21 protein-coding genes and 1 pseudogene are annotated in these 22,391 nt (G+C 48.5%); 13 read left to right on the top strand and 9 right to left on the bottom strand.

Annotated features, from left to right (window positions below; translation table 11 throughout):
* From BTA35_RS02495 to BTA35_RS02470, 6 genes are all read left to right on the top strand, one after another.
* Window positions 1-2,226, top strand: a complete 2,226-nt coding sequence (locus BTA35_RS02495) for a bifunctional prephenate dehydrogenase/3-phosphoshikimate 1-carboxyvinyltransferase (RefSeq protein WP_077242837.1) — start codon at window positions 1-3, stop codon at window positions 2,224-2,226.
* A 17-nt stretch (window positions 2,227-2,243) separates the two neighbouring features.
* Window positions 2,244-2,930, top strand: coding sequence for a (d)CMP kinase (gene cmk / locus BTA35_RS02490; protein WP_077242836.1), 687 nt, complete (start codon window positions 2,244-2,246; stop codon window positions 2,928-2,930).
* 226 nt (window positions 2,931-3,156) lie between these two features.
* On the top strand, window positions 3,157-4,836 hold the full coding sequence (rpsA, locus tag BTA35_RS02485) for a 30S ribosomal protein S1 (protein WP_077242835.1): 1,680 nt from the start codon (window positions 3,157-3,159) through the stop codon (window positions 4,834-4,836).
* Between the two features lie 289 nt (window positions 4,837-5,125).
* On the top strand, window positions 5,126-7,204 hold the full coding sequence (locus tag BTA35_RS02480; protein WP_077242834.1) for an NHL repeat-containing protein: 2,079 nt from the start codon (window positions 5,126-5,128) through the stop codon (window positions 7,202-7,204).
* Window positions 7,201-7,446 carry a hypothetical protein gene (locus tag BTA35_RS02475; RefSeq protein WP_077242833.1) on the top strand — a complete coding sequence of 82 codons (246 nt, stop codon included), beginning with the start codon at window positions 7,201-7,203 and terminating at the stop codon, window positions 7,444-7,446. The genes BTA35_RS02480 and BTA35_RS02475 overlap by 4 nt, the downstream gene beginning before the upstream one ends.
* 34 nt (window positions 7,447-7,480) lie before the next feature.
* Window positions 7,481-9,118 (top strand): methyl-accepting chemotaxis protein, encoded by a 1,638-nt coding sequence (locus tag BTA35_RS02470; protein WP_077242832.1) that lies wholly within the window; start codon window positions 7,481-7,483, stop codon window positions 9,116-9,118.
* An 82-nt stretch (window positions 9,119-9,200) separates the two neighbouring features.
* Here BTA35_RS02470 and BTA35_RS02465 read toward each other — a convergent pair whose 3' ends face one another.
* From BTA35_RS02465 to BTA35_RS02450, 4 genes are all read right to left on the bottom strand, one after another.
* Window positions 9,201-9,938 carry an RNA methyltransferase gene (locus BTA35_RS02465; protein WP_077242831.1) on the bottom strand — a complete coding sequence of 246 codons (738 nt, stop codon included), beginning with the start codon at window positions 9,936-9,938 and terminating at the stop codon, window positions 9,201-9,203.
* A 228-nt stretch (window positions 9,939-10,166) separates the two neighbouring features.
* Complete coding sequence (gene groL, locus BTA35_RS02460) at window positions 10,167-11,816, bottom strand: chaperonin GroEL (RefSeq protein WP_077242830.1); 1,650 nt, start codon at window positions 11,814-11,816, stop codon at window positions 10,167-10,169.
* Window positions 11,817-11,877: 61 nt separating this feature from the next.
* Window positions 11,878-12,168 (bottom strand): co-chaperone GroES, encoded by a 291-nt coding sequence (locus tag BTA35_RS02455; protein ID WP_077242829.1) that lies wholly within the window; start codon window positions 12,166-12,168, stop codon window positions 11,878-11,880.
* Window positions 12,169-12,311: 143 nt separating this feature from the next.
* Window positions 12,312-12,806 (bottom strand): FxsA family protein, encoded by a 495-nt coding sequence (locus BTA35_RS02450; protein WP_077242828.1) that lies wholly within the window; start codon window positions 12,804-12,806, stop codon window positions 12,312-12,314.
* Between the two features lie 220 nt (window positions 12,807-13,026).
* Between BTA35_RS02450 and BTA35_RS02445 the strand changes: the two genes are divergently transcribed.
* On the top strand, window positions 13,027-13,788 hold the full coding sequence (locus BTA35_RS02445; RefSeq protein WP_077242827.1) for an SDR family oxidoreductase: 762 nt from the start codon (window positions 13,027-13,029) through the stop codon (window positions 13,786-13,788).
* A gap of 70 nt (window positions 13,789-13,858) precedes the next feature.
* Here the strand turns inward: BTA35_RS02445 and BTA35_RS02440 are convergent, their stop codons facing one another.
* Window positions 13,859-14,221 carry a ComEA family DNA-binding protein gene (locus BTA35_RS02440; protein WP_160054914.1) on the bottom strand — a complete coding sequence of 121 codons (363 nt, stop codon included), beginning with the start codon at window positions 14,219-14,221 and terminating at the stop codon, window positions 13,859-13,861.
* A gap of 158 nt (window positions 14,222-14,379) precedes the next feature.
* Between BTA35_RS02440 and pyrF the strand changes: the two genes are divergently transcribed.
* Window positions 14,380-15,093: an orotidine-5'-phosphate decarboxylase gene (gene pyrF / locus BTA35_RS02435; protein ID WP_077242825.1), complete on the top strand. Its 714-nt coding sequence runs from the start codon at window positions 14,380-14,382 to the stop codon at window positions 15,091-15,093.
* A 56-nt stretch (window positions 15,094-15,149) separates the two neighbouring features.
* Here the strand turns inward: pyrF and BTA35_RS02430 are convergent, their stop codons facing one another.
* The 3 genes and pseudogenes from BTA35_RS02430 to ihfB form a co-directional block, all read right to left on the bottom strand.
* A complete protein-coding gene (locus tag BTA35_RS02430) occupies window positions 15,150-16,328 on the bottom strand; it encodes a tetratricopeptide repeat protein (protein WP_077242824.1) in 1,179 nt (392 codons plus the stop codon).
* Window positions 16,321-16,632 (bottom strand): LapA family protein, encoded by a 312-nt coding sequence (locus BTA35_RS02425; protein WP_077242823.1) that lies wholly within the window; start codon window positions 16,630-16,632, stop codon window positions 16,321-16,323. Before BTA35_RS02425 ends, BTA35_RS02430 begins: the two co-directional genes overlap by 8 nt.
* A gap of 118 nt (window positions 16,633-16,750) precedes the next feature.
* Window positions 16,751-17,050 (bottom strand): annotated as a pseudogene (gene ihfB / locus BTA35_RS02420) (integration host factor subunit beta); the annotation flags it as partial.
* 262 nt (window positions 17,051-17,312) lie between these two features.
* Between ihfB and BTA35_RS02415 the strand changes: the two are divergent.
* Both BTA35_RS02415 and BTA35_RS02410 read left to right on the top strand, forming a co-directional pair.
* Window positions 17,313-17,591, top strand: a complete 279-nt coding sequence (locus BTA35_RS02415) for an FAD assembly factor SdhE (RefSeq protein WP_077242821.1) — start codon at window positions 17,313-17,315, stop codon at window positions 17,589-17,591.
* Entirely contained in the window at window positions 17,563-17,991 is a 429-nt protein-coding gene (locus tag BTA35_RS02410) for a protein YgfX (protein WP_077242820.1), read from the top strand. The genes BTA35_RS02415 and BTA35_RS02410 overlap by 29 nt, the downstream gene beginning before the upstream one ends.
* Window positions 17,992-18,027: 36 nt before the next feature.
* Here the strand turns inward: BTA35_RS02410 and nadB are convergent, their stop codons facing one another.
* Window positions 18,028-19,629, bottom strand: coding sequence for an L-aspartate oxidase (gene nadB, locus BTA35_RS02405; RefSeq protein ID WP_077242819.1), 1,602 nt, complete (start codon window positions 19,627-19,629; stop codon window positions 18,028-18,030).
* A 427-nt stretch (window positions 19,630-20,056) separates the two neighbouring features.
* On the opposite strand from nadB, the gene rpoE reads away from it, so the two are divergent.
* From rpoE to BTA35_RS02390, 3 genes are all read left to right on the top strand, one after another.
* Window positions 20,057-20,647, top strand: coding sequence for an RNA polymerase sigma factor RpoE (rpoE, locus tag BTA35_RS02400; protein ID WP_077242818.1), 591 nt, complete (start codon window positions 20,057-20,059; stop codon window positions 20,645-20,647).
* 45 nt (window positions 20,648-20,692) lie between these two features.
* On the top strand, window positions 20,693-21,334 hold the full coding sequence (locus BTA35_RS02395; RefSeq protein WP_077242817.1) for a sigma-E factor negative regulatory protein: 642 nt from the start codon (window positions 20,693-20,695) through the stop codon (window positions 21,332-21,334).
* A gap of 61 nt (window positions 21,335-21,395) precedes the next feature.
* On the top strand, window positions 21,396-22,307 hold the full coding sequence (locus BTA35_RS02390) for a MucB/RseB C-terminal domain-containing protein (protein ID WP_077242816.1): 912 nt from the start codon (window positions 21,396-21,398) through the stop codon (window positions 22,305-22,307).
* Window positions 22,308-22,391 lie beyond the last annotated feature (84 nt).

Below are 22,391 nucleotides of genomic sequence, written 5' to 3'. Positions count from 1 at the left end.
GTGAAATCGATAAAGAAAACACTCGTTATCGGCCTTGGATTGATCGGCGGTTCCCTGGCGCTGGCGCTGCGTAAGGCTGGGCTGGGAGGCACCATTATCGGCTGTGACCGGGATCAGAGCGAGGTGGAACTGGCGATCAAAATCGGCATGATTGACCAAGGTTCGACCCGGGCAGAAGACTGGATTGCAGAGGCGGATCTGATCGTGGTCTCGGTGCCTGTCATTGCTATGGAATCGGTGATGACGCAGCTTAAACCCTTACTGCGCAACGATACGATTATTACGGATGTAGGCAGCAGTAAGGGCTCTGTGCAAACGTCTGCGGTCAAGGTATGGGGCAGGCTGCCTGCAAACTTTATTCTTGGGCATCCCATCGCGGGCTCCGAGAAAAGTGGGGTCAGTGCGGCGTTGGTGGATCTCTATCAGAAGCATAAGGTGATTCTGACTCCGACCCAGGATAATAACCGGCAGGCGGTATCCATCGTTACTCAGATGTGGCGGTCAACGGGGGCTGATGTGCTTACCATGGACATTGCTCGCCATGATGAAGTGTTGGCCGCGACCAGTCATTTGCCACATATGCTTGCGTTCTCCCTGGTTGATACCCTGGCTTCACAAGATGAAAGCCTGGAAATTTTTCGTTATGCCGCTGGCGGTTTTCGCGATTTTACCCGAATCGCAGCCAGTGATCCTGTGATGTGGCGTGATATCTACATTGCAAATAAACCCGCTGTATTACAAGCGCTTACGGAGTTTGAGCAGGGCTTGTCACGCTTAAGAACGGCCATTGAAGAGTCGGACAGTGACGCTATGTTGGGTATTTTTACCCGTGCCAAAGCCGCCCGTGAGCATTTCTCAAGAATTTTGGAAAATTCGGCGTATATCCCTATGCAAAATAAGCTAATTAACTACCGCACCGCCCCTGGTAATGCCCTGAGTGGCCGTATTCGTGTGCCGGGTGATAAATCGATCTCCCACCGCTCCATTATGTTGGGCTCTCTTGCTGAAGGCGTTACCCAGGTTAAGGGCTTTCTTGAAGGGGAAGACAGTCTGGCAACTCTACAGGCATTCCGTGATATGGGGGTTGTAATTGAAGGGCCTCACCAAGGGGAAGTCACTATTCATGGCGTTGGCCTTAATGGTCTGAAAAAACCTGCAGGCGCACTTTATCTGGGTAACTCAGGAACCTCAATGCGCTTATTGTCTGGTCTGCTGGCGGGCCAGGCATTTGATGTAGAACTTACAGGTGATGCGTCTCTGACTAAACGTCCTATGGAGCGGGTGGCCAAGCCGTTGCGTGAGATGGGAGCCGTGGTTGAAACAGCCGAAGGGGGTCGTCCACCTTTAGTGATTCGTGGAGGCCAGGCCCTGAAAGGGATCGATTACCAGATGCCGATGGCCAGTGCCCAGGTGAAATCCTGTGTCCTGCTGGCAGGCTTGTATGCTGAAGGTGAAACCAAAACAACGGAACCGGCACCCACCCGGGATCATACGGAACGCATGCTGACCGGCTTTGGTTATGAGGTAACCCGTAAGGGGGCAACGGCCTCTTTGCAAGGGGGTGGAAAGTTAGTTGCTGGTAATATTGATGTACCGTCAGATATCTCTTCAGCTGCGTTTTTCATGGTGGCGGGCTCTATTGCTGACCGCTCTGAGATTCTTATCGAGCATGTGGGTATGAACCCGACCCGGGTGGGTATTGTGAATATCCTGCGCGCAATGGGTGCTGATATCACGCTGGAAAATGAATCGGAAGTAGGGGGCGAGCCTGTGGCGGATGTGCGGGTGCGCTCAGCGGATCTTAAAGGCATCGATATTCCTCAGGATCAGGTTCCACTGGCTATTGATGAATTCCCTGTGTTGTTTGTGGCTGCGGCTTGCGCAGAAGGTGTTACTCGCTTGCGCGGTGCAGAAGAGTTACGGGTTAAAGAGAGTGATCGTATTCAGGTGATGGCTGACGGCCTGCAGGCACTGGGTATTCAATGCACCGTTTATGAAGATGGTATTGATATCGTCGGCATTAATGCTGTTCAGGGCGGTAAGATGTCCGGAGGGCGTGTTCACAGCCATGATGACCACCGTATCGCCATGTCTTTTGCCGTGGCATCTTTATGCTCAGAAGGGGAGATCTTTATTGAGGACTGCGCCAATGTGGCGACCTCATTCCCCGGTTTTGTCGAGCTTGCCAATAAAATTGGCATGAAAATTAATGTTGAAGAAGCCTGATTAAATAGGGAATAGCAATGAGCAAAGCAGCCCCTGTAATTACATTGGATGGACCGGGTGGTGCCGGTAAAGGCACTATCAGTCAGATTATTGCTGGCAAGCTGGGTTGGCATTTGTTGGACAGTGGTGCCTTGTACCGGTTGACCGCCCTTGGAGCAGAGCGTAAAGGTGTTGCTTTTGATGATGAGGCAGCGCTGGCTGAAGTTGCTCGTAATTTGGATATTGCATTTCTGCCCGGAGCAGAGAATGAACCTGTCAGCGTAATGCTGGATGGCGAAGAAGTTTCTAAAGCGATCCGTACTGAGGCAACCGGTAACAATGCATCTATCGTGGCGGCGCTGACTCCGGTGCGTGATGCGCTGCTGCAGCGTCAGCGTGATTTTCGCCAGTCCCCTGGCGTTGTCGGCGATGGCCGTGATATGGGAACCGTGGTGTTTACTGATGCGCCACTGAAAATTTACCTCACTGCCAGTGCCGACGAACGGGCGCGAAGAAGGGTAAAACAGTTGCAAGAAAAGGGCATTGATGCTAAATTCCAAGCCATTTTAAGCGAGATACAAACTCGCGACGAGCGTGATATGAATCGGGACGTAGCGCCATTAAAGCCTGCGGATGATGCGATTACGCTTGATACAACCGATATGTCGATTCCGGAAGTAGTTGCACAGATTATCGATCTGGCTAAAGCGCGAGCTTTGGTCTGATTTTCTGTTTTCTGTTTTCGGGGGGTGCTCAGGCAAAGTGTCATAGGGAATATCTGTCCTTTAACTGATAAACGGATATTCACCTGAACCGGCGTTAACACTTCTGAGCGCAGATAAAATGAAGCCCGTATTTGCTGGTGATACGGAGACTGTGGAGAAGCAATGTATACAGCGGCTTATAGCCGTGTTGCTAATCCCTTAACTTGTAGATCACGTAGGATAAATAATGAGCGAATTAAGCTTTGCTGAGCTGTTTGAACAGAGCCTCCAGGAAGTCAACATGGAGCCAGGCTCCATTGTAACCGCAACGGTTGTTGATATTGATGGTGACTGGGTAACGGTTCACGCCGGCCTGAAATCTGAAGGTGTGATCCCACGCTCTCAGTTTGTAAATGAAGGTGAAGAGTTTGCCCTGTCCATTGGCGATGAAGTTCAGGTAGCTCTGGAAGCAGTAGAAGATGGTTTCGGTGAAACCCGTCTGTCCCGTGAAAAAGCGAAACGTGCTGAAGCATGGAAAGGTCTGGAAGCGGCCTTTGAGAAGAATGAAATTGTTAAAGGTGTGATCAACGGTAAAGTTAAGGGCGGCTTCACAGTTGACGTTCATAACATCCGTGCGTTCCTGCCTGGTTCTCTGGTTGATGTACGTCCGGTTCGTGACACCACTCACCTGGAAGGTAAAGAGCTGGACTTCCGCGTAATCAAGCTGGATCCTAAGCGTAATAACGTTGTTGTATCCCGTCGTGCGGTTCTGGAAGCAGAAAACTCTGCAGAGCGCGAGCAGCTGCTGGCTAACCTGCAAGAAGGTCAGGAAGTTAAAGGTATTGTTAAGAACCTGACTGACTACGGTGCATTCGTAGATCTGGGCGGTGTTGACGGCCTGCTGCACATCACCGATATGGCTTGGAAGCGTATCAAGCATCCTAGCGAAATCGTTAACGTTGGTGACGAAATCAACGTTAAAGTTCTTAAGTTCGATCGCGAGCGTAACCGTGTATCACTTGGCCTGAAACAGCTGGGCGAAGATCCATGGGTGAACATCATCTCCCGTTACCCAGAAAACACCAAAGTAACTGCACGTGTTACTAATCTGACTGACTACGGCTGCTTCGCTGAGCTGGAAGAAGGTGTTGAAGGTCTGGTTCACGTTTCTGAAATGGATTGGACGAACAAAAACATCCACCCATCTAAAGTTGTTAACGTGGGTGATGATGTTGAAGTTATGGTACTGGACATCGACGAAGAACGTCGTCGTATCTCTCTGGGTATCAAACAGTGCACTCCTAACCCTTGGGAAGAGTTCTCTGGCAAGTTCAACAAGAATGACAAAGTGACTGGCTCTATCAAGTCTATCACTGACTTCGGTATCTTCATCGGTCTGGATGGCGGCATCGACGGTCTGGTTCACCTGTCTGATATTTCTTGGAATGAAGCTGGCGAAGAAGCCGTTCGCAAGTACAAGAAAGGCGACGAGATCGAAACGATCATTCTGTCTATCGATCCAGAGCGTGAGCGTATCTCCCTGGGTATCAAGCAGCTGGATAGCGACCCATTCGCTGAGTACGTGTCTGAAAATGACAAGGGCACTCTGGTAAATGGTAAAGTTGTAGCGATTGATGCGAAAGAAGCGACTATCGAACTGGCAACTGACGTTATCGCTACTCTGAAAGCGTCTGAAATCAGCCGTGACAAAGTAGAAGATGCTCGCAACGTACTGAACGAAGGCGATGCAGTTGAAGCTAAGATCGTTAGCATTGACCGTAAGAACCGCGTAATCAATCTGTCTGTTAAAGCGAAAGATGCTGCAGATGAGAAAGAAGCGCTGGCGAAAGTACGCTCTCAGGAAGTTGAAGCTGCAGGTCCTACCACTATTGGTGATCTGATCAAGCAGCAGATGAAAAACAACTAATCATTACTGATTAGCTGGATTTCACAGAAAACCACCGCTTAGCGGTGGTTTTTTTTCGTCTGCAGAAAAGCCTGCTGCAGGCCGGGTGCTCGAAGGATTTTTTATTCCTGTATTAGCCATAAGTCAGATATGGTGCGGCCTTCAGTATTTTGGGGTTGAATCACATCATTACAATAAGCTTTAAAAAAACTGTTGGCATACTGTTTTCGGAGGATTACATTTAGATCCGTTGCAGTGCAACAGTCGTTATGGCTATTATCAGATGAGTCTCAGACAAGGAGTGTGGCCGATGGGAGTTGAATATAAAACGCACTTGGGATCTGTGATTCGTGATCTTCCAGTGTTGCCTGTCGCTGCGGCGGGCCATCTCTCTCTGAATACGCCTGTTGGTAGCTGTGTTGATCATTTTGGCAGAGTTTGGCTGGCGGATACCTCACATAACCGATTATTGGTTATGGATGCTGAACTTGAAACCATTCTGATGGTTTTCGGTTCAACGGGTAGCGGTGATAGGCAGTTCAACATGCCTTTCCGGCTTTTGCCTCATCCTGAAAAACGATATATCTACGTTACCGATATCGGCAATCACCGAGTTCATATCCTCTCTTACGATGAAAATACCATTACTCCAATCTCAACATTTGGTGATACATCAAACATTGACCTGAAAGGCCCTAATGGCATTGTTTATTATCGGGGTCAGCTTTGCGTTGCCGATGAGTTTTATGAAGGGCCTGATGGTGTCAGCCGTTTAGCTGTGTTCCGTGATGATGGAGAGTATCTCTACGATATCCATCAGATTACCGGCTATAAAACACCAGTAGAGCTGCTTTGGCCCCAAGGATTAAGTGTCGATCGGCAGGGGCGTATCTACATCGCTAATACCGGTTTTAATACTGTTGTTCGTTGTGACTGGCAGGGTAATGGCGTTGCTTTTTCATCCACAGGTAAACCTTATATTGATGGCCTTGAGCTGGCGAGGGATGTTGCCATAATTCAGGGACGGGTACTGATTCCAGGTGGTAAAAGTAATGCGATCTCTGTCTATAGCCAGAATGGTGTCTCTCAGGGGGCTTTAGCGGGTTATTTTTCGCCAATTCAGATAACGGAGTTTCCCCAGGAAAATACGTTTCTGGTAACCGAACCGATTCTGGCTTCTTTGCAGTTACACAAGGCTAATCTTAGACGGGTACAACATGGACGTGATATTTACCCTGATGTGCTGGCACAGGTTGGAGATGAACGTGACAGTAAGGGGCAGCTTCATTTTGCAACTTCTGCTGCGGGTGATATTACCCCGGAGAGACGCAGTGCTTCCACGGCTCAATCTCCAACGATGATGCCTTGGTTCTCTCAGGAACAGGTAGGGCATTTGAAGCAGCAGCAGGAAAAATTTCTGAAGCTGACGGAGATACCCGGCATGCCAACCTGGCTCAATATGGGGCTGAACTGGCAGATGGAGTGGATGCAGCGTTGGCAAAGAAGTTGGCTTTCTCTGTTTATGCCGTCATCGAATTCGGTTGAAGATGAGAGTCTTTGGGTGGTCGATGCCGGAAACTATCAGCTGCAATCCACTGATAATTTAAAGTCGAACAGCTTACGTTCAGCCAGTATGCCTCTGCTACCTGGCTCCTTAGGGGTTACCTCTCTAACACCGCTTAATCCCTTACCAGGGCAATTTGATCCTGATATCCCCTTATTAGTTGTCAGTAATTTTCTAAGCGGAATTGTCACAATTTATCAATACCATCCATTCTACAAAGAGCTGATTCCTTATACAGTCTTCGGCTCTCTGGGACATTTCCCATGGCAGCTGAATAAGCCTCAGGGGCTGGCCATTGATCCCGTTAGTCGGGATATTTTTATTGCGGATTCCGGTAATAACCGTATCGCTCGCTGGCGTCTCAACAGACTGGGAATCGTCGGGCTTGTAGATACCTTTGGTACTCTGGGCGATGGTGACGATCAGTTTCATACGCCCTCTGATATTGCTGTGTCTGATGATGGGCTCTGTTATATCTCGGATCAGTTTAATCACAGGATTCAGGTAACCGATTTACAGGGGCGGCCGGTTCGTCGTTTTGGTCAGCCAGGTTATGGAACCGACGATGATCACTTTCTGCTTCCTACCAGTGTTGAGTTTGAGCAGGGTTATCTTTTTGTCTCAGACCTGGTGAATCGCGCCGTGAAAGTTTTTGATAGGAACGACCAGTGTGTATCTGCTTTTGCAGCTTTTGGCGCGGATAGCTCTAAAGGTCAGCTATGGATGCCTTACCTGATGCATGTTCGTAATCGGCGGATCTATCTGCCGGATTGTGCTTTGAATCGGGTCAATGTTTACCATTTTGATGCAGGAGATCATGCGTGAGTGTTTTTACCAGGGCTGCGGCCAAACGAAGGAAGGATCAGCAGCAGCTTGAGCGACAGGGGAGCAGCATGGGCGCTGTTTCCGAAGCAGACTCAGAGGAGCTGCTTGAAACCATCAGGGATGTCATCCGGAAAACAGCTACTGAACCGAATGTGGATCGGGGCGTTGCTGTTGAACAACTGAGCCGGTTACAGGAAAAACATCATAAACTTCTGGCCGGAAAGTGTATTACAGGGTCTTAGGTAAATGCCTTGGGCAAGGATTAGAGGGAACATCATGGAAACCAGTTTATCAAGAATATCCATTGCGACTCGCGCTTGGATGATACTGGGCTTGTTTGCGTTGGGGTTGGTGATCAATACCTTATTGGATGCATCTAAGATGCGTGATCACCTGCGTGATAGCTATGAGAAAGGGGTGTCACTTCTGGTTGAAAGTGGGGTTGGTGTCATTGATCATTACTACCAGCTTAGTCAGGATGGTACCTTGTCAGAGGCTGAGGCCAAGCGTCAGGCACTGGCTGCGGTTACGGCTATGCGCTTTGATAATGGTAACTATCTTTTTGTGGGTGACAGCGAGGGTGTGCAGTTGGCCAGCGGGGTTAAAGCCCTGGTCGGTAAAAATATCATGGGCCTGAAAGACCCGAATGGTAAGCCTTTCGTTCAGGAGCTTTATGCTCAGGCAAAAAGTGGCGGTGGCTTTGTTGACTATCAATGGCCAAACAGTGAAAACAAAGAGCAGCTGGACCCCAAAACCAGCTACGCTAATTATTTTGCTCCATGGCAATGGACTATTGGAAGTGGTTTGAATATGGATGCGCTGCAGGCAGATATTGCTGCTTCTGAGCTAATGTCTATCTTCAATGGTGTGATTATTCTGGTTGGTTTATCAGTTATTTTGGTGTTCTTTATCCGCAGTATTACAACCCCTCTGAATCGAACCGTAAAAGCGATGCGGGGCCTGTCACAGGGTGAAGGGGATCTTACCCAGCGCCTGGAGGAAACCGGTTCGGTGGAGTTGGTGGCGCTGGCGCGTTACTTCAATCACTTTGTGGCTTCTCTGCAGGGCATTATGCGTGATGTCAGTGGCTCAGCAGAACGGCTGGCAAGTTCTGCCTCGCAAATGGTGGCATCGACTCAGAGTGTTGACGGTAGTGTACATCAGCAGAAGCAGGATTCGGAGCAGCTGGCAAGTGCTATGATGCAGATGCTGGCAAGTGTTGAAGAGGTGACCGAGCGTACGGTTCTGGCCACTGAATCGACGATTCAGGCAAGTAAGGAATCGGAGCAGAGTCAGGAGATTATACGTCAGAATATTACTGAAGCGGAGCAACTCTCCTCTGCCATTCAGGAGGCCAGCAGTGTGATCTCACGTCTGGCAGAAGATAGTCGTAATGTCGATACTGTGTTGGAAGTGATCCGAGGTATTGCTGAACAGACTAACCTGCTGGCACTGAATGCGGCCATTGAAGCTGCTCGTGCCGGTGAAGCTGGCCGCGGTTTTGCTGTTGTTGCGGATGAAGTGCGAACTTTATCTCAGCGGACTCAGGAGTCGACAGCTGAGATTCAAACCATTGTTGAGAAACTACAGACCGCAGCTGAACAGGCCGTGTCGGTCATGAGTGATGGTGCTGAGAAAGCAGGTGTTGCAGCTGAAACATCCGCATCCGCGGGTCAGGCGCTGGGTAATATCACCCGGGAGGTTACCTCGATTCAGCGAATGAATCAGGAGATTGCCGCGGCATCAGAAGAGCAATCCACAACTGTATCGGGCATCAATAACAACGTGGTTAGTTTGCGGGATCTGACTATGAATGTCAGTAATGAGTCTGCCCAGATGGCATCAGCCAGTCAGAACCTGATGCAGGTGTCTCAGGATATGATCCACCTGATTAACCGCTTTAAAGTTAACTAGGTTTCAGGCTGCTGATCAGAGACAGCTGTTTCTTTGAAAGTACCCGGCCAGCTGAAAGGCTGGCCGGATGCTTTTTCATCTATCATTTTATCTGTTGCCGACGTTGCCAATCTTCCTCTGATTCCAGGCGGGTCAGTATCCCCTGCAGTAAGCTAAGCTCTGCCTTTTCCGGTAGGCTGCGCTGAAAGTAGGCCCGTAATTTGCCCAAGGTGACATCTTTTGGCTTTCCTTTGAAATAACCGGCGTCATCCAGGCGCTCTTCCATACGTTGCAGAAAAAACTTCATCTCTTTGGCACTGGGGCGTTCCATCTCTTTTTTCACTGGCTCAAAGTGAGTCAGACTTTTCTGGTACAGCTCGTAAGCGATGATCTGAACAGCAGAGGCCATATTCAGAATTGAATAGTCGGGGTTTGCCGGAATAAACACGTGTTTGTTACACAGTTCATATTCTTCTGTAGTCAGGCCGCTACGCTCGCGGCCAAAGACAATTGCAACCTCTTCAGCGGCCGGTGTCTGATGAGCAAAGAGGGCACATTCAGGGGGTGTCATCGCGGGCACCTGGTGGGAACGTGGGCGGGCACTGGTGGCAATCACATGCTCACAGTCTCCGACAGCGTCTTCCAGCGTTTCGCAGAGCACAATCTTGTCCAGAATATCTTCGGCACCGGCAGCCATGGTATTGGCGTCTTCATGGGGGAACTGATTCGGGGAAACCAGATAAAGGCGATCCAGTCCCATCACCTTCATCGCCCGTGCAGCAGAGCCAATGTTGCCGGGGTGATAAGTATTAACCAGAACAATGCGAATTTTTTCGAGCATAAGTGATCCATAAAAGCGCTAAATTTGGAGAGATTATACCGGGCGTGTATTGAGTGCTGAGCGGTTAATCTGAAGCGGGCAAGGATACCGTAAACGGACTGAGGCTGCAGGCTGAAAAACAACAGGCGAAAAAAGCCCCGCTGCTGCCGGTTAAAGCATTCAGCGAGGCTTATGGTATCAGAGATCAGCGCCTAACAGAGGCGCTGTTCCCGATGGCAGGGCTGATGATCACATCATGCCGCCCATGCCACCCATACCGCCCATGCCGCCCATATCAGGCATACCACCAGCGGCACCTTTCTCTTCCGGTGCATCAGCTACCATCGCTTCAGTAGTGATCATCAGACCTGCAACAGAAGCTGCAGCCTGTAGAGAAGAACGGGTTACTTTCGCTGGGTCAAGAATACCCATTTCGATCATATCACCGTATTCACCGGATGCTGCGTTGTAGCCATAGTTGCCTTCGCCTGCACGAACGTTAGCGACAACAACAGAACCTTCTTCACCAGCATTCGTTACGATCTGACGCAGAGGTGCTTCCATGGCGCGGAAAGCCAGTTCGATACCAACGTTCTGATCGTGGTTATCACCCTGAATCTCTTTAACCTTTGCCAGAGCTCGGATCAGAGCTACACCACCACCAGGTACCACGCCTTCTTCCACTGCGGCGCGGGTTGCGTGCAGAGCATCTTCAACGCGGTCTTTCTTCTCTTTCATTTCCATTTCTGAACCAGCGCCAACCTTAATTACGGCTACGCCGCCAGCCAGCTTGGCAACACGTTCCTGAAGCTTCTCTTTGTCGTAATCAGACGTGGTTTCTTCGATCTGAGCACGGATCTGAGTAACACGAGCTTCAATCGCTGATGCTTCACCAACACCATCAATGATGGTGGTGTTTTCTTTGCTCATAGTGATGCGCTTCGCACTGCCCAGGTGATCCAGAGTTGTTGTCTCAAGGTTCAGGCCAACTTCCTCTGAAATGACAGTACCACCGGTCAGAATAGCAATATCTTCCAGCATCGCTTTGCGGCGATCACCAAAGCCAGGGGCTTTAGTAGCAGCAACTTTCACGATACCGCGCATAGAGTTAACAACCAGAGTCGCCAGTGCTTCGCCTTCGATATCTTCAGCGATGATCACCAGTGGCTTGCCTGCTTTCGCAGTGGCTTCCAGAACCGGCAATAACTCACGGATGTTAGAAATTTTCTTGTCAACCAGCAGCAGTAGAGGGTCATCCAGCTCAACGGCCATTTTCTCTTGGTTGTTTACAAAGTAAGGTGACAGGTAGCCACGGTCGAACTGCATACCTTCAACAACTTCCAGCTCATCATCAAAGCCGCGACCTTCGTCAACCGTGATAACCCCTTCTTTGCCCACTTTAGCCATCGCTTCAGCGATAATGTCACCTACAGTGGCGTCGGAGTTTGCAGAGATGGTACCAACCTGTGCGATCGCTTTGTTGTCAGCGCAAGGAACAGATAGTTCTTTCAGTTCAGCAACAACAGCTTGAGTCGCTTTGTCGATGCCGCGCTTCAGATCCATTGGGTTCATGCCCGCAGCAACAGACTTCAGACCTTCAGTAACGATAGACTGCGCCAGAACGGTTGCAGTTGTTGTGCCGTCACCAGCTACATCATTTGCCTTTGACGCAACTTCTTTAACCATTTGCGCGCCCATATTTTCGAACTTATCTTTCAGCTCGATCTCTTTGGCAACGGAAACACCATCTTTTGTGATGGTCGGAGCACCAAAAGACTTCTCCAGAACCACGTTACGACCTTTAGGGCCCAAAGTTGCTTTAACCGCGTCAGCCAGTACGTTTACGCCTTCCAGCATACGCTGACGTGCATCAGTACCAAATAATACTTCTTTAGCCATTTTGAAAAATCCTGTTCAGTAAATTGTTGTCTGTTGATAAGTACAAATGCGTCAAACTGAATTAGCTTTCTAAGACAGCATAGATTTCGCTTTCGCTCATGATCAGCAATTCTTCACCATCAATTTTTACAGTGTTGCTGGCATAAGGACCAAACAGAACGGTGTCACCTTCTTTAACGCTCACAGCCTGAAGCTCGCCGTTATTAAGAACGCGACCCTGACCGACTGCTACTACTTCACCTTGGTTAGGCTTCTCTGCAGCAGAGCCTGGCAGAACAATACCACTTGCTGTGGTGGTTTCTTCTTCTTTGCGGCGGATTACTACGCGGTCATGCAAAGGACGGATTTTCATTCTCAAATCACTCCTAAAAAAGATCGTTAATATTCAATCTTTAAAGTTCCGGTATAACCGGATGTTTTGGTTTTGCCCCGAAGGGCTCAAAGCTATGCCCTTTTAATGGGGACATGCTTTTTCAATTCAATGGCTTAGGAAAATTATTTTTTCCTTTCGTAATCACCTTCAAGCACATTGCCAGAGTCTTTTTTGTTCTCTTGCGGGGTGTGTCGGTGATACGTATCCCTCTGGCTGCTTTGAGTATCGTGCCAATGGGTTTGTTCATGTGTCTGATGGATAGGGTTAATGCTGATATTTTTCAAGACCTGGTTTAAAAGAAAATGACGGCTGCCCGGCAAAATACAGATAAAACCCAGAGCGTCGGTAACGAAACCAGGTGTTAGTAGCAATGCTCCCCCTGCTGCCAGGACAATGCCTTCAGCCATTTCTCTGGCAGGAATTTGCCCCTGATTAATTTTCCAGTTAGCCCGGTTAAGCATCGCTATGCCCTGCTGCTTGAGAAGAGCAATACCTATGATCGCAGTCAATATGACCAGAGCAATAGTAGAGAGTGCTCCGATCTGTTGTCCAATCTTAATCAGAACAACCATTTCGATCAGAGGTACTGCGATAAATAAGAGCAAAAATTTATTCATAAGTCGTTTCCTGATTGTCTGAACTCAGATATTGGGATAGAGAATGAGGATTTCAATCCTGTTCAATCTGCCACCTCACTTTCTTTTTTGTGTTGCAGATGCGAAAAACAGGGTTCGCAACTTAAAAAAAATGGGTTATATTGCGATGCACAAAATTAAGAAAGTATTCAAACCTAATATAAGTGGCGATGACGCCATGTAAGAAGCCCAGGGGGTCGTGATGGATTTACAGGATAAAGTTGTTGTAATTACAGGTGGTGGTCAGGGTCTGGGACGCCAGATGGCTCTGCGTCTGGCGGCTAAAGGCGCCAAGTTAGCATTGGTTGATTTGAACCAGGAAAAACTGGATGAAACAGCCAGTCTGGTAAAAGAAGCTGGTTCTGAGGCAAAAACCTATATTGCGAATGTTGCTCAGGAAGCTGAAGTAGAAGCAACTTTTAATAAAATCGCAACTGAATTCGGTCGCCTGGATGTTCTGGTTAATAATGCAGGTATCACTCGCGATGGCTTGTTTATCAAGGCGAAAGACGGCCAGGTTCAGCAGAAGATGAGCCTTGAGCAGTGGCAGCAGGTTATTGATGTAAACCTGACGGGTGTATTTCTGTGTGCCCGTGAAGCTGCATGCCAAATGATTGAGCGTGATATTCCAGGGGTTATTATTAATATCTCCAGTATCTCCCGCTCCGGCAACCTGGGTCAGACTAACTATACTGCTGCTAAAGCTGGTGTTGCTAATATGGCGGTAACCTGGGCCAAAGAACTGTCCCGTTACGGTATTCGTGTAGGTGCGATCGCACCTGGATTTATCGAAACTGATATGACGGCTGGTATGAAGCCTGAAGCACTGGAAAAAGTGTGCTCAGTGATTCCTATGAAACGTCTGGGCAAGCCTGACGAAATCGCTCACTCTGTTGAGTACATTATTGAAAATGATTATTTCACCGGTCGTGTCATTGAGTGCGATGGTGGTCTGCGTATCTGATTCTGATGGTTGGATAGGATAGATTGTAAAAAGGAAGGTGCAAACCTTCCTTTTTTTATGTGTATCGAAATCAGATTTTGATCCTCCCTTTGTTTTGTTCCAGAATTCTCAGATTGATACCTTTCACTTGAGTTAGCGCTTCAATGCTTTTGAAGGGGCCATGCTGGTTTCGAAAATCCAGAATGCGCTGTGCTTTGGCAGGTCCAATTCCTTTCAGATCCTGTAGCTTGGATAAGTCTGCCTGATTGATGTTGACAACAGAAGCCTGCAGAGTCGTTGTTGCGACCGAGGCTGTTTGCTCTGTTGTTTTCGCTTCAGCTTTCAATGCCGGGCTGCCCAGGAAGGAAACCGCGATTAAGAAAGCGGTCATCAGGCTTTTTTTGCAGGGTAAGTGCTTAACCATCATAAAACGTCCTCTGTTGGTTTTTTCCATATATTGCTTTTTAACCATAGAAAAAAAATGGCAATTTGCCTGATAGACTTTGGTTTTAATCTAACTTTTATATGCCTGATAATTTTTGGGAGAATTTGTCCTGTACCCTTTCAGGGCAGGCTTTATAATGTGCGCGCACTCACTGCAGAGGAAAACCGATGTCTCTATTTACAGAAAATCCGATTATTGTTGCTCTTGATTATCCAAACGCCGAACAGGCGTTAGCATTTGTGGATCAGCTTGAGCCGGGACGTTGTCAGCTTAAAGTGGGTAAAGAGCTTTTCACCCGGTCAGGTCCATCTATTGTTGCGGCTTTGACCAAACGAGGTTTTAAGGTCTTTCTGGATCTGAAGTTTCATGATATTCCAAATACAACCGCTCAGGCTGTTCTGGCTGCTGCGGACAGTGGTGCCTGGATGGTTAACGTTCATGCTTGTGGCGGCCGTCCTATGATGGAGGAGTCTTTGGCGCGTTTGCGGGGCGCCGGTCATGATACTTTATTGATTGCAGTGACTGTACTTACCAGTATGAATGAACAGCAGTTACGTGAAACCGGCGTCCATGCGACCCCTGCAGAACAGGTGATGCACCTGGCTGCTCTTACTGAGCAGGCCGGGTTGGATGGTGTCGTATGTTCTGCTCAGGAGGCGATCATGCTGCGTGAAGCATTGCCGAGAAGCTTTCAGTTGATTACGCCGGGTATTCGTCCTTCTTTTGCTGCGAAGGGTGACCAACAACGTGTCGTTACACCCGGACAGGCTTTGATTGATGGCAGTGATTACCTGGTTATCGGTCGCCCTATCACTCAGGCTGAAGACCCTATGCAGGCGTTGGCTCTGATTGAGGGTGAGATCGCATCTGTAAGAAGCTGAGAAGGAAGCGGCTATGGGGAGAGGGCTTGTGGGGGGCGTGTTCTTTGTCTGGTGCCTTAAAGCATATCATCAGGCCTTACGGTTCCCCAGCTACGACATTTGTGGCACTGCCAAAGAGGGCTGTGGTTACTTTTGAAACCGCAGCTTATACAGCGGGACTTGTGTTGCTTGTTTTCATAACGGGTAAGCTGTTGCTCCAGTTGAGTCAGGTGCCCGTGTATATCTTCCGAAGGTGTCAGCTCCCGTATCAACTGTATCTCAAGTGTTGCTACATAGGGGGAGGCACTTTGCTGGCGCGTAGAATAAGCCTCCAGATACTCCAGAGATGAGCGAGCCCCATGTTTTTGCCGGATCAGGTTGGTTTTAAGACTAAGAGCTGTTTGTGATGGAAAGGCTTCCAGTGCTTCATTCAGTACAGGGCTGAGCTCTTTTTCTGACATGATGCTGCTTAGCTCCGGTAATACCAGGGAGTAGTAGCGTTTGTCCTGTTGTGGAATTCTCAGCAGAAGAGATTTGCCTTTACGGATATTTTTGTTTTTGAGTTCAAGATGGGCTGTTGACCAGTTCGCGCGAATGCAGTTCGGGTCATTGTAAAGGGCCTGCTTTAAATATTTTTTTGCTTGTATGGTTTCGTTTTGTTTGAGCAGATGCTCCGCAAGTTCACAATAGTAATGGGCTATTGCGATGCGCTGTTCCGGTAAGTCTCTCAGAAGCCTGTTCCCGCTGATATCAATGGCCTTTTGCCATTCTTTTTCCTGCTCATAGATGCGCAGTAGCAGCTTAAGAACCTGTAAGCGGATGTCGTCTGAGTGAGCTTTCGTTATCTCAAGCAGTAGGCGCTCTGCACGGTCAAACAGGCCTGCGGCGAAAAAATCACGGGCAAGCTCCAATTGAACCTGCTGAGTCAGTGGCTTGCTTAACGTTGGGCGGGCAAAGAGATTCTGATGCAGGCGGATCGCTTTTTCTGTTTCGCCTTTACTGCGGAAAAGGTTACCCATGGCAATATGGGTGTCAACGGTCTCTGGATTGATTTCAAGAACCCGCATAAAAGTTTCTATTGCCTGATCCTGTTGGTCATTTAAAAGGTAGGTCAGGCCGGTAAAATAATCTTTATTCAGGCTGTTTTCTGTCAGGGGAACCTTGCGCCCCCTGCTTTTATTTTTGGTTTTTTGACCAAGAAAAAAGCCGGTTGCTATTGCTGTGACCAGAATGATCAGCAGTAGCATTTCATTCATTCTGACTGTCCTTTAAACCAGATATTCTTAGGGTATCCAGCTCTTTTTGAGCAGTTTTCAAAGCTTTTTCACTGCGTAACTGAGAGGCTTTCAGGCGGACAAAGGTAGTAAGCGATAGTAACCAGCCTGTGACAAGACCGATAACCAAACTGCCCAGAATAAGCAAAGAAATGCTGATTTCCGGTAGGCGGAAAATCAGTAGGTCGATGGCGTAGGGTGTTGTGTTTCGGGAAGAAAAAAGCACGCCGGTGATCAGAAGTGTTAAGACCACAACAAAGAGAATACCGCTTTTAAGCCAACGCATCTTAACTCCTGTTATCTGATTGGGTATGGCTGGATTATGCCAGCATTAGACAGGAATCTCATTAATGAAAAAGAGCAGATGTCCAAGCCCGGAAGTTTAAACTGCAAGGCACGGCATATTAGCTTCGCAGTTTTTTGGCTTCATCGACCTGTTCACGAAGTTCTTTTCCCGGCTTGAAATGAGGAACAAATTTTCCGGTCAGATCAACGGATTCACCGGTCTTGGGGTTGCGGCCGGTACGGGGCTCTCTGTAATGCAGAGAAAAACTGCCAAAACCGCGAATCTCAACTCTGCCACCGGTAGCCAGTGTATCGGTTATTTGCTCAAGAAGTATGCGAACAGCAGCCTCAACTTCCTTCGCTGATAGCTCGGGTTGTTTTAAGGTTATTTGCTCAATTAACTCTGATTTAGTCATTGTCTGTTTCCTGCATGTCGATCGTTATTCTTTTATGGGCTTTGTTATTCTGTTAAGCAATATTATTATCGGCCGGTTACGGCAAAATAAAATAGAGATAATCTCTGTATTAAACAAAAGGTTAGTGAAAAATCAATGGTTAAAGCAGTTTTTTGTTTTGATCATTGGTCGTAGTGATCTGGGGTAAGCTGTTCAGGCGCGGTATAATGGGCTATGTCAGCTCGGAATTGCGTCCGGGACTTTTAAAAAGTATTTAGGTGCGTAGATGGGTATTGAAGAAGAAGTTAAGCGTTTGCAGTGGCAGAGTCGTCGTGGGATGTGGGAATTAGATCTGATGCTGGTGCCTTTCGTTCGCGATTGTTTTCAGGGCTTAGACAAAGAGGATCGGCAGCGCTATGAGCAGCTGCTTGAGTGCGAAGATCAGGATCTTTTTGTGTGGCTGATGCAGCGTGATCTGCCTGAAGAGCCTGAATATCGTGTCATTCTGGAAAAAATTATTGCGTATGCCGAGCACGGTGATCTTTCTAACTTTAAGAGCCTCTGATCGACTGCGTGGCTGGCTTCTGGCAGGTCACGCTTTCCCTTTTCTGCTTTTGCTGTACCTGTATCCGCAGTGGATTAATCTGCTGTTTATTATTCCGGCTGTTTACTTCTGGCATCGATCCAAAAAGATATTTGGCCTGATGGGGCTTCCCTGTGATATTCGCGGTATTGCTTTTGCTGATGGGCAGTGGACATTAACGCTTCACTCGGGCACCTCACGCTCCGTCGAGTTGATCAGTAGCATAGGTTTTTACCGTTTCTGGCTGTTTTTGTTATTCCGGGATAAAAACGGTGAGATTTACCGTGCTTTTATTGTTGGTGACAGTACGGATCAAGATAGCTTCCGTAAACTTAGAGTTTTACTGAGTTTTGTCAGTAAAAAAGCCGGCTTCAGGTTCTGAGCCGGCTTTTATTTTATTCTGTGGCGGAGGGTGTTATTACCACTGATCTGGGGTTAAAACAGTATTACGTGGCTCAGTGCTCGGGTTGGGGTAGTCCAGGGTGTAATGCAGGCCTCTGCTCTCTTTGCGCATCAGAGCTGAGCGGATGATCAGGTCTGCAACCACTGAAAGGTTACGTAGTTCGATCAGGTCACCTGATATCTTATAGTTTGAGTAATACTCAGATATCTCGTTATTCAGCATATCAATCCGGTGTTTGGCACGCTGCAGGCGCTTATTGGTACGTACTATACCGACGTAGTCCCACATAAAACGCCTAAGTTCATCCCAGTTATGGGCGATGACGACATCTTCGTCAGAGTCTGTGACCTGACTTTCATCCCAGTGGGGTACATAGGGCGGTTCAGGTACGTCGTGAAGTTTGCTGAGGATATCCTTTGCTGCAGATTCGGCGTAAACCAGACATTCCAATAAAGAGTTGCTGGCCATACGGTTAGCGCCATGCAGGCCTGTAAAGCTGGCTTCACCAATGGCATAAAGATTTGGTGTATCAGTATGCCCTTTGGTGTCGACTACGATGCCTCCGCAGGTGTAGTGTGCTGCGGGTACGACAGGAATCGGGTCTTTTGTGATATCGATGCCATACTCCAGGCAGCGCTCATAGACCGTTGGAAAGTGGCTTCTGATGAAGTCTGCCGGTTTATGACTGATATCCAGATAAACGCAGTCACTGCCCAGTCGTTTCATTTCGTGATCGATGGCTCGGGCTACCACATCCCGGGGTGCCAGTTCTTTGCGCTCGTCAAAATGGTGCATAAAGCGCTGGCCACCAGGTAGCAGAAGGTGAGCGCCTTCACCTCTTAAGGCCTCGGTAATCAGAAAGGACTTTGCCTGCGGATGGTAAAGGCATGTCGGGTGAAATTGATTGAACTCCATATTGGCCACGCGGCAGCCTGCCCGCCAAGCCATGGCGATGCCGTCACCGGACGAACCGTCAGGGTTGCTGGTATAGAGATATACTTTGCTGGCACCGCCGGTTGCTAGAATAACAAAGCGGGCTTTGAATACATCGACATGTTCTGTATCGCAGTTGAGCACATAAGCGCCAACGCAACCGTGGCCTTCGGCGTCCAGCTTTCGACGGGTGATCAGGTCTACGGCCATGCGACGAGTATAGATGTCAATTCCCGGTTTGCGCAGTGCCTGGGCAATCAGGGTGTCAGATACCGCCCGCCCCGTTGCATCTGCTGCGTGGATAATTCGGCGATGGCTGTGCCCGCCTTCACGGGTCAGATGGTAGGGTTGGTCGCTGTCGGTTTCATCATTAGGGGTGAAAGGAACGCCCTGTCTTATCAGCCAGTCGATACTTTTTTTGCTGTTTTGTACGGTAAAGCGGACAGCTTCTTCTTCGCAAAGATCTGCTCCTGCCACCAGAGTATCCCGTACATGGGACTCAACACTATCTTCTGTATCCAGTACCGCCGCTATGCCACCCTGTGCCCAGCGGGTTGAGCCATCATCCAAGGTACTCTTGCTTAAGACCGCAACAGAACAGTGATCGCCCAGTTGCAGAGCTAAAGATAAACCGGCAGCGCCACTACCGATGATAAGAACATCATGCTGAAAAACCTGACTCATCAATTTTTTTCCGATGCACAAAAAAATAAATATTCCTGCTGTTACAAGATGAACCTTTAGGACAGGCTCCGGTCATAATGGCAAGACAACCTAGGGCAACTGATGTTAGAGAAATTTCTTTCATCAGACAAACTTACGTTTGATTTCACTATTTTTGGATATCGTCGTGAATGTGTTTGTCCTGCAGATTTTAGAGCAGGTAACCCTAAGTAGATACGGCTGTTGGTATAACCGGTAATCATGTCGTTGTCTGATGCCTGGAAATGGTAGAAAGACGTAAACCGGAATAACAGCACTGACTAACGCTTGCCTGCATAGCATAATAATCATGAAGTATGGCAGGCCATAATGAGTCATAGTGTTCATAAAGAAACACCTTATTGCTTTGCGTGGGTGGCATTAATGCCTGGCGCATTGAGGTTGAGAGATGACGAAGGAAACGGATCAGCAGCTGGTAGCGCGGGTTCAGGCGGGTGATAAACGAGCGTTTGATCTTCTGGTGCGTAAGTATCAGCATAAGATCGCTGCGTTGGTCAGTCGATATATAAAGGACTCCCATGAAGTTCTCGATGTTACCCAGGAAGCCTTTATAAAAGCTTACCGGGCGATTGGGAATTTTCGTTCTGAGAGTGCTTTTTATACCTGGCTTTACCGTATTGCTATTAATACTGCAAAGAACTATTTGGTATCCCGCGGCCGAAGGCCTCCCGGAACAGATATCGATTATGGTGATGCTGAAGTACTGAATAACGACGGCCGCCTGAACGATAACGCGTCTCCGGATAAGCGCCTGGAGCGGGATGAACTGGAAACAACGGTATACAAAGCGATAAACAACTTACCTGATGAGTTGCGTACCGCTATTACGCTACGGGAAATGGATGGCATGAGTTATGAAGATATAGCTCAGGTTATGCAGTGCCCGGTGGGGACAGTACGCTCTCGTATCTTTCGGGCCCGTGAGGCTGTAGATCGTGAGATTAAGCGTCTGTTTGAGCCTGAGCTGGCGGCTCAGTAATTTTTCACCCTGGCACGTCAGGGTAAGTAAGAACCGAGGTTAGCTATGAGTGATAATATTCACCAGTCGCTTTCACATCTGATGGACAATGAAGCGGACGAGCTAGAATTGCGCCGTATTCTCAAAGCCTGCGATGAGCAGGATGGCGAATACCTGGCTGATACCTGGCATCGTTATCATCTGGTTCGCAGTGTTTTACATCAAGAGTTTGAACAGGAGCAGTTGGTTGATATCGCTGACCGGATTTCTGTTGCCCTTGAGCAGGAGCCTGAACCAGCTCATCGCAAAAAGTTATTTGAGAACTGGCGACAGCGGGCTGCTCAGATATCGGATACCTGGATGGCGAAAGGTGCTATTGCGGCTTCTGTTGCAGCGGCAGTTGTCCTGTTGATGCCAAACCCTCAACAGGAATTACCTGTTGCCCAGCAACTGGCTTCTCAGTCTGCCGGCTACCAGCAAACCCTGCCTTCCCGTGGGTTGCAGCAGAGTCCGATTGGGGTTCAGCGAGTGAGCGCCGGAGCAGAAGTAGCCCGGGCTCCTTATCTGTTGGTTGATAACCAAAAGCTGCGTCAGGAACGGCTGATTAGAGGGTATCTGATGCAACACTCTGAATATGTTGCCACTAATGGTACTCACGGCATGATGCCCATCGTGCGTGTTTCCGGTTATCAGGCTGCAGGTCAATAAGTGATGAGAGCCTCGGTGATACCTCAGGTGTATCACCTCTGGCTCAGACAGGTAGTAATTAATGATCAGAAAATTTATTTCCGCGATAGGTTTGTTCGGTGTGCTTTTTATTTCGCAGGCCGCTAAGGCTGCGGACAGTGCCGATCAGTGGTTACAGCGCTTTTCTGAAGCGATGCACAACTATGAATACAGCGGTGTGCTCGTCTATTCACGGGAAGGGCAGCTGGATGCGGTCGAATTGAGTCATGATGTGAATGATCAGGGTGAACAAGCCAGACTGAGTTACCTGGATGGCCTGCCACGGGAGTTTCTTCAGGAGGGTGATCGTATTACCCGGAAAATCTCCGGTGAAGTTGTCACCAGCGATCTGATCCAGGGGCGAAACCCTTCCGGGCGGTTGTCTGGCGGGCTTGAGAAAATTAAGCAGTTTTATCAGTTACAGCTGAAAGGACAGGGGCGCGTTGTTGGTCGCCCGGCTGTAATTGTCGAAATTGTTCCCCGTGACAACCAGCGTTTGGGTTACAGGCTTTGGTTGGATAAGGAGTCTGCGCTCTTGTTGAAATCGGTTACGCTGGACCCGCTGGCGCGTGCTTTGGAGACCTTCCAGTTCACCTCTTTTTCCTTTACGGCTAAAAATGAGCAGGCAGGTGTTAGTTCAGATGAAGCACCTTTGAGCGTTGCCCAGAATATTTTACCCTGGCTTCCAGAAGGCTTTGAGCTGTTTATGCAAAAACAGGCTGTGATGGTGTCCGAAGATCATCTGGCTAATATGTATTCCTGGTCAGATGGTGTGAGTACTTTTTCTGTTTTTGTTGAGCCGTTAAGAGCTGATTCTCTCAAGGAAGGACATCACCAGTATGGCGCTACGGTTGTCGTCATTCGAAGTATACATGAACAGAATCAGGGACGGGTCATTACGGTTGTAGGTGAAATACCTTTGCACACCGCACAGAAAATTGCAGCGGCCTTCTGAGTCCGTTGCTCTTTTCAACTTTGAACTATGGATGGATCGTTTAAACTTGGCTGATGTTCACTGTCACCCTAAGAAAAAGGTTCT

This window comes from Oceanospirillum linum, from assembly GCF_001995095.2.
Taxonomy (GTDB): domain Bacteria; phylum Pseudomonadota; class Gammaproteobacteria; order Pseudomonadales; family Halomonadaceae; genus Oceanospirillum; species Oceanospirillum linum.
Note: the sequence above shows the minus strand (reverse complement) of the source record. Positions and strands in the feature narration are given on the sequence as shown.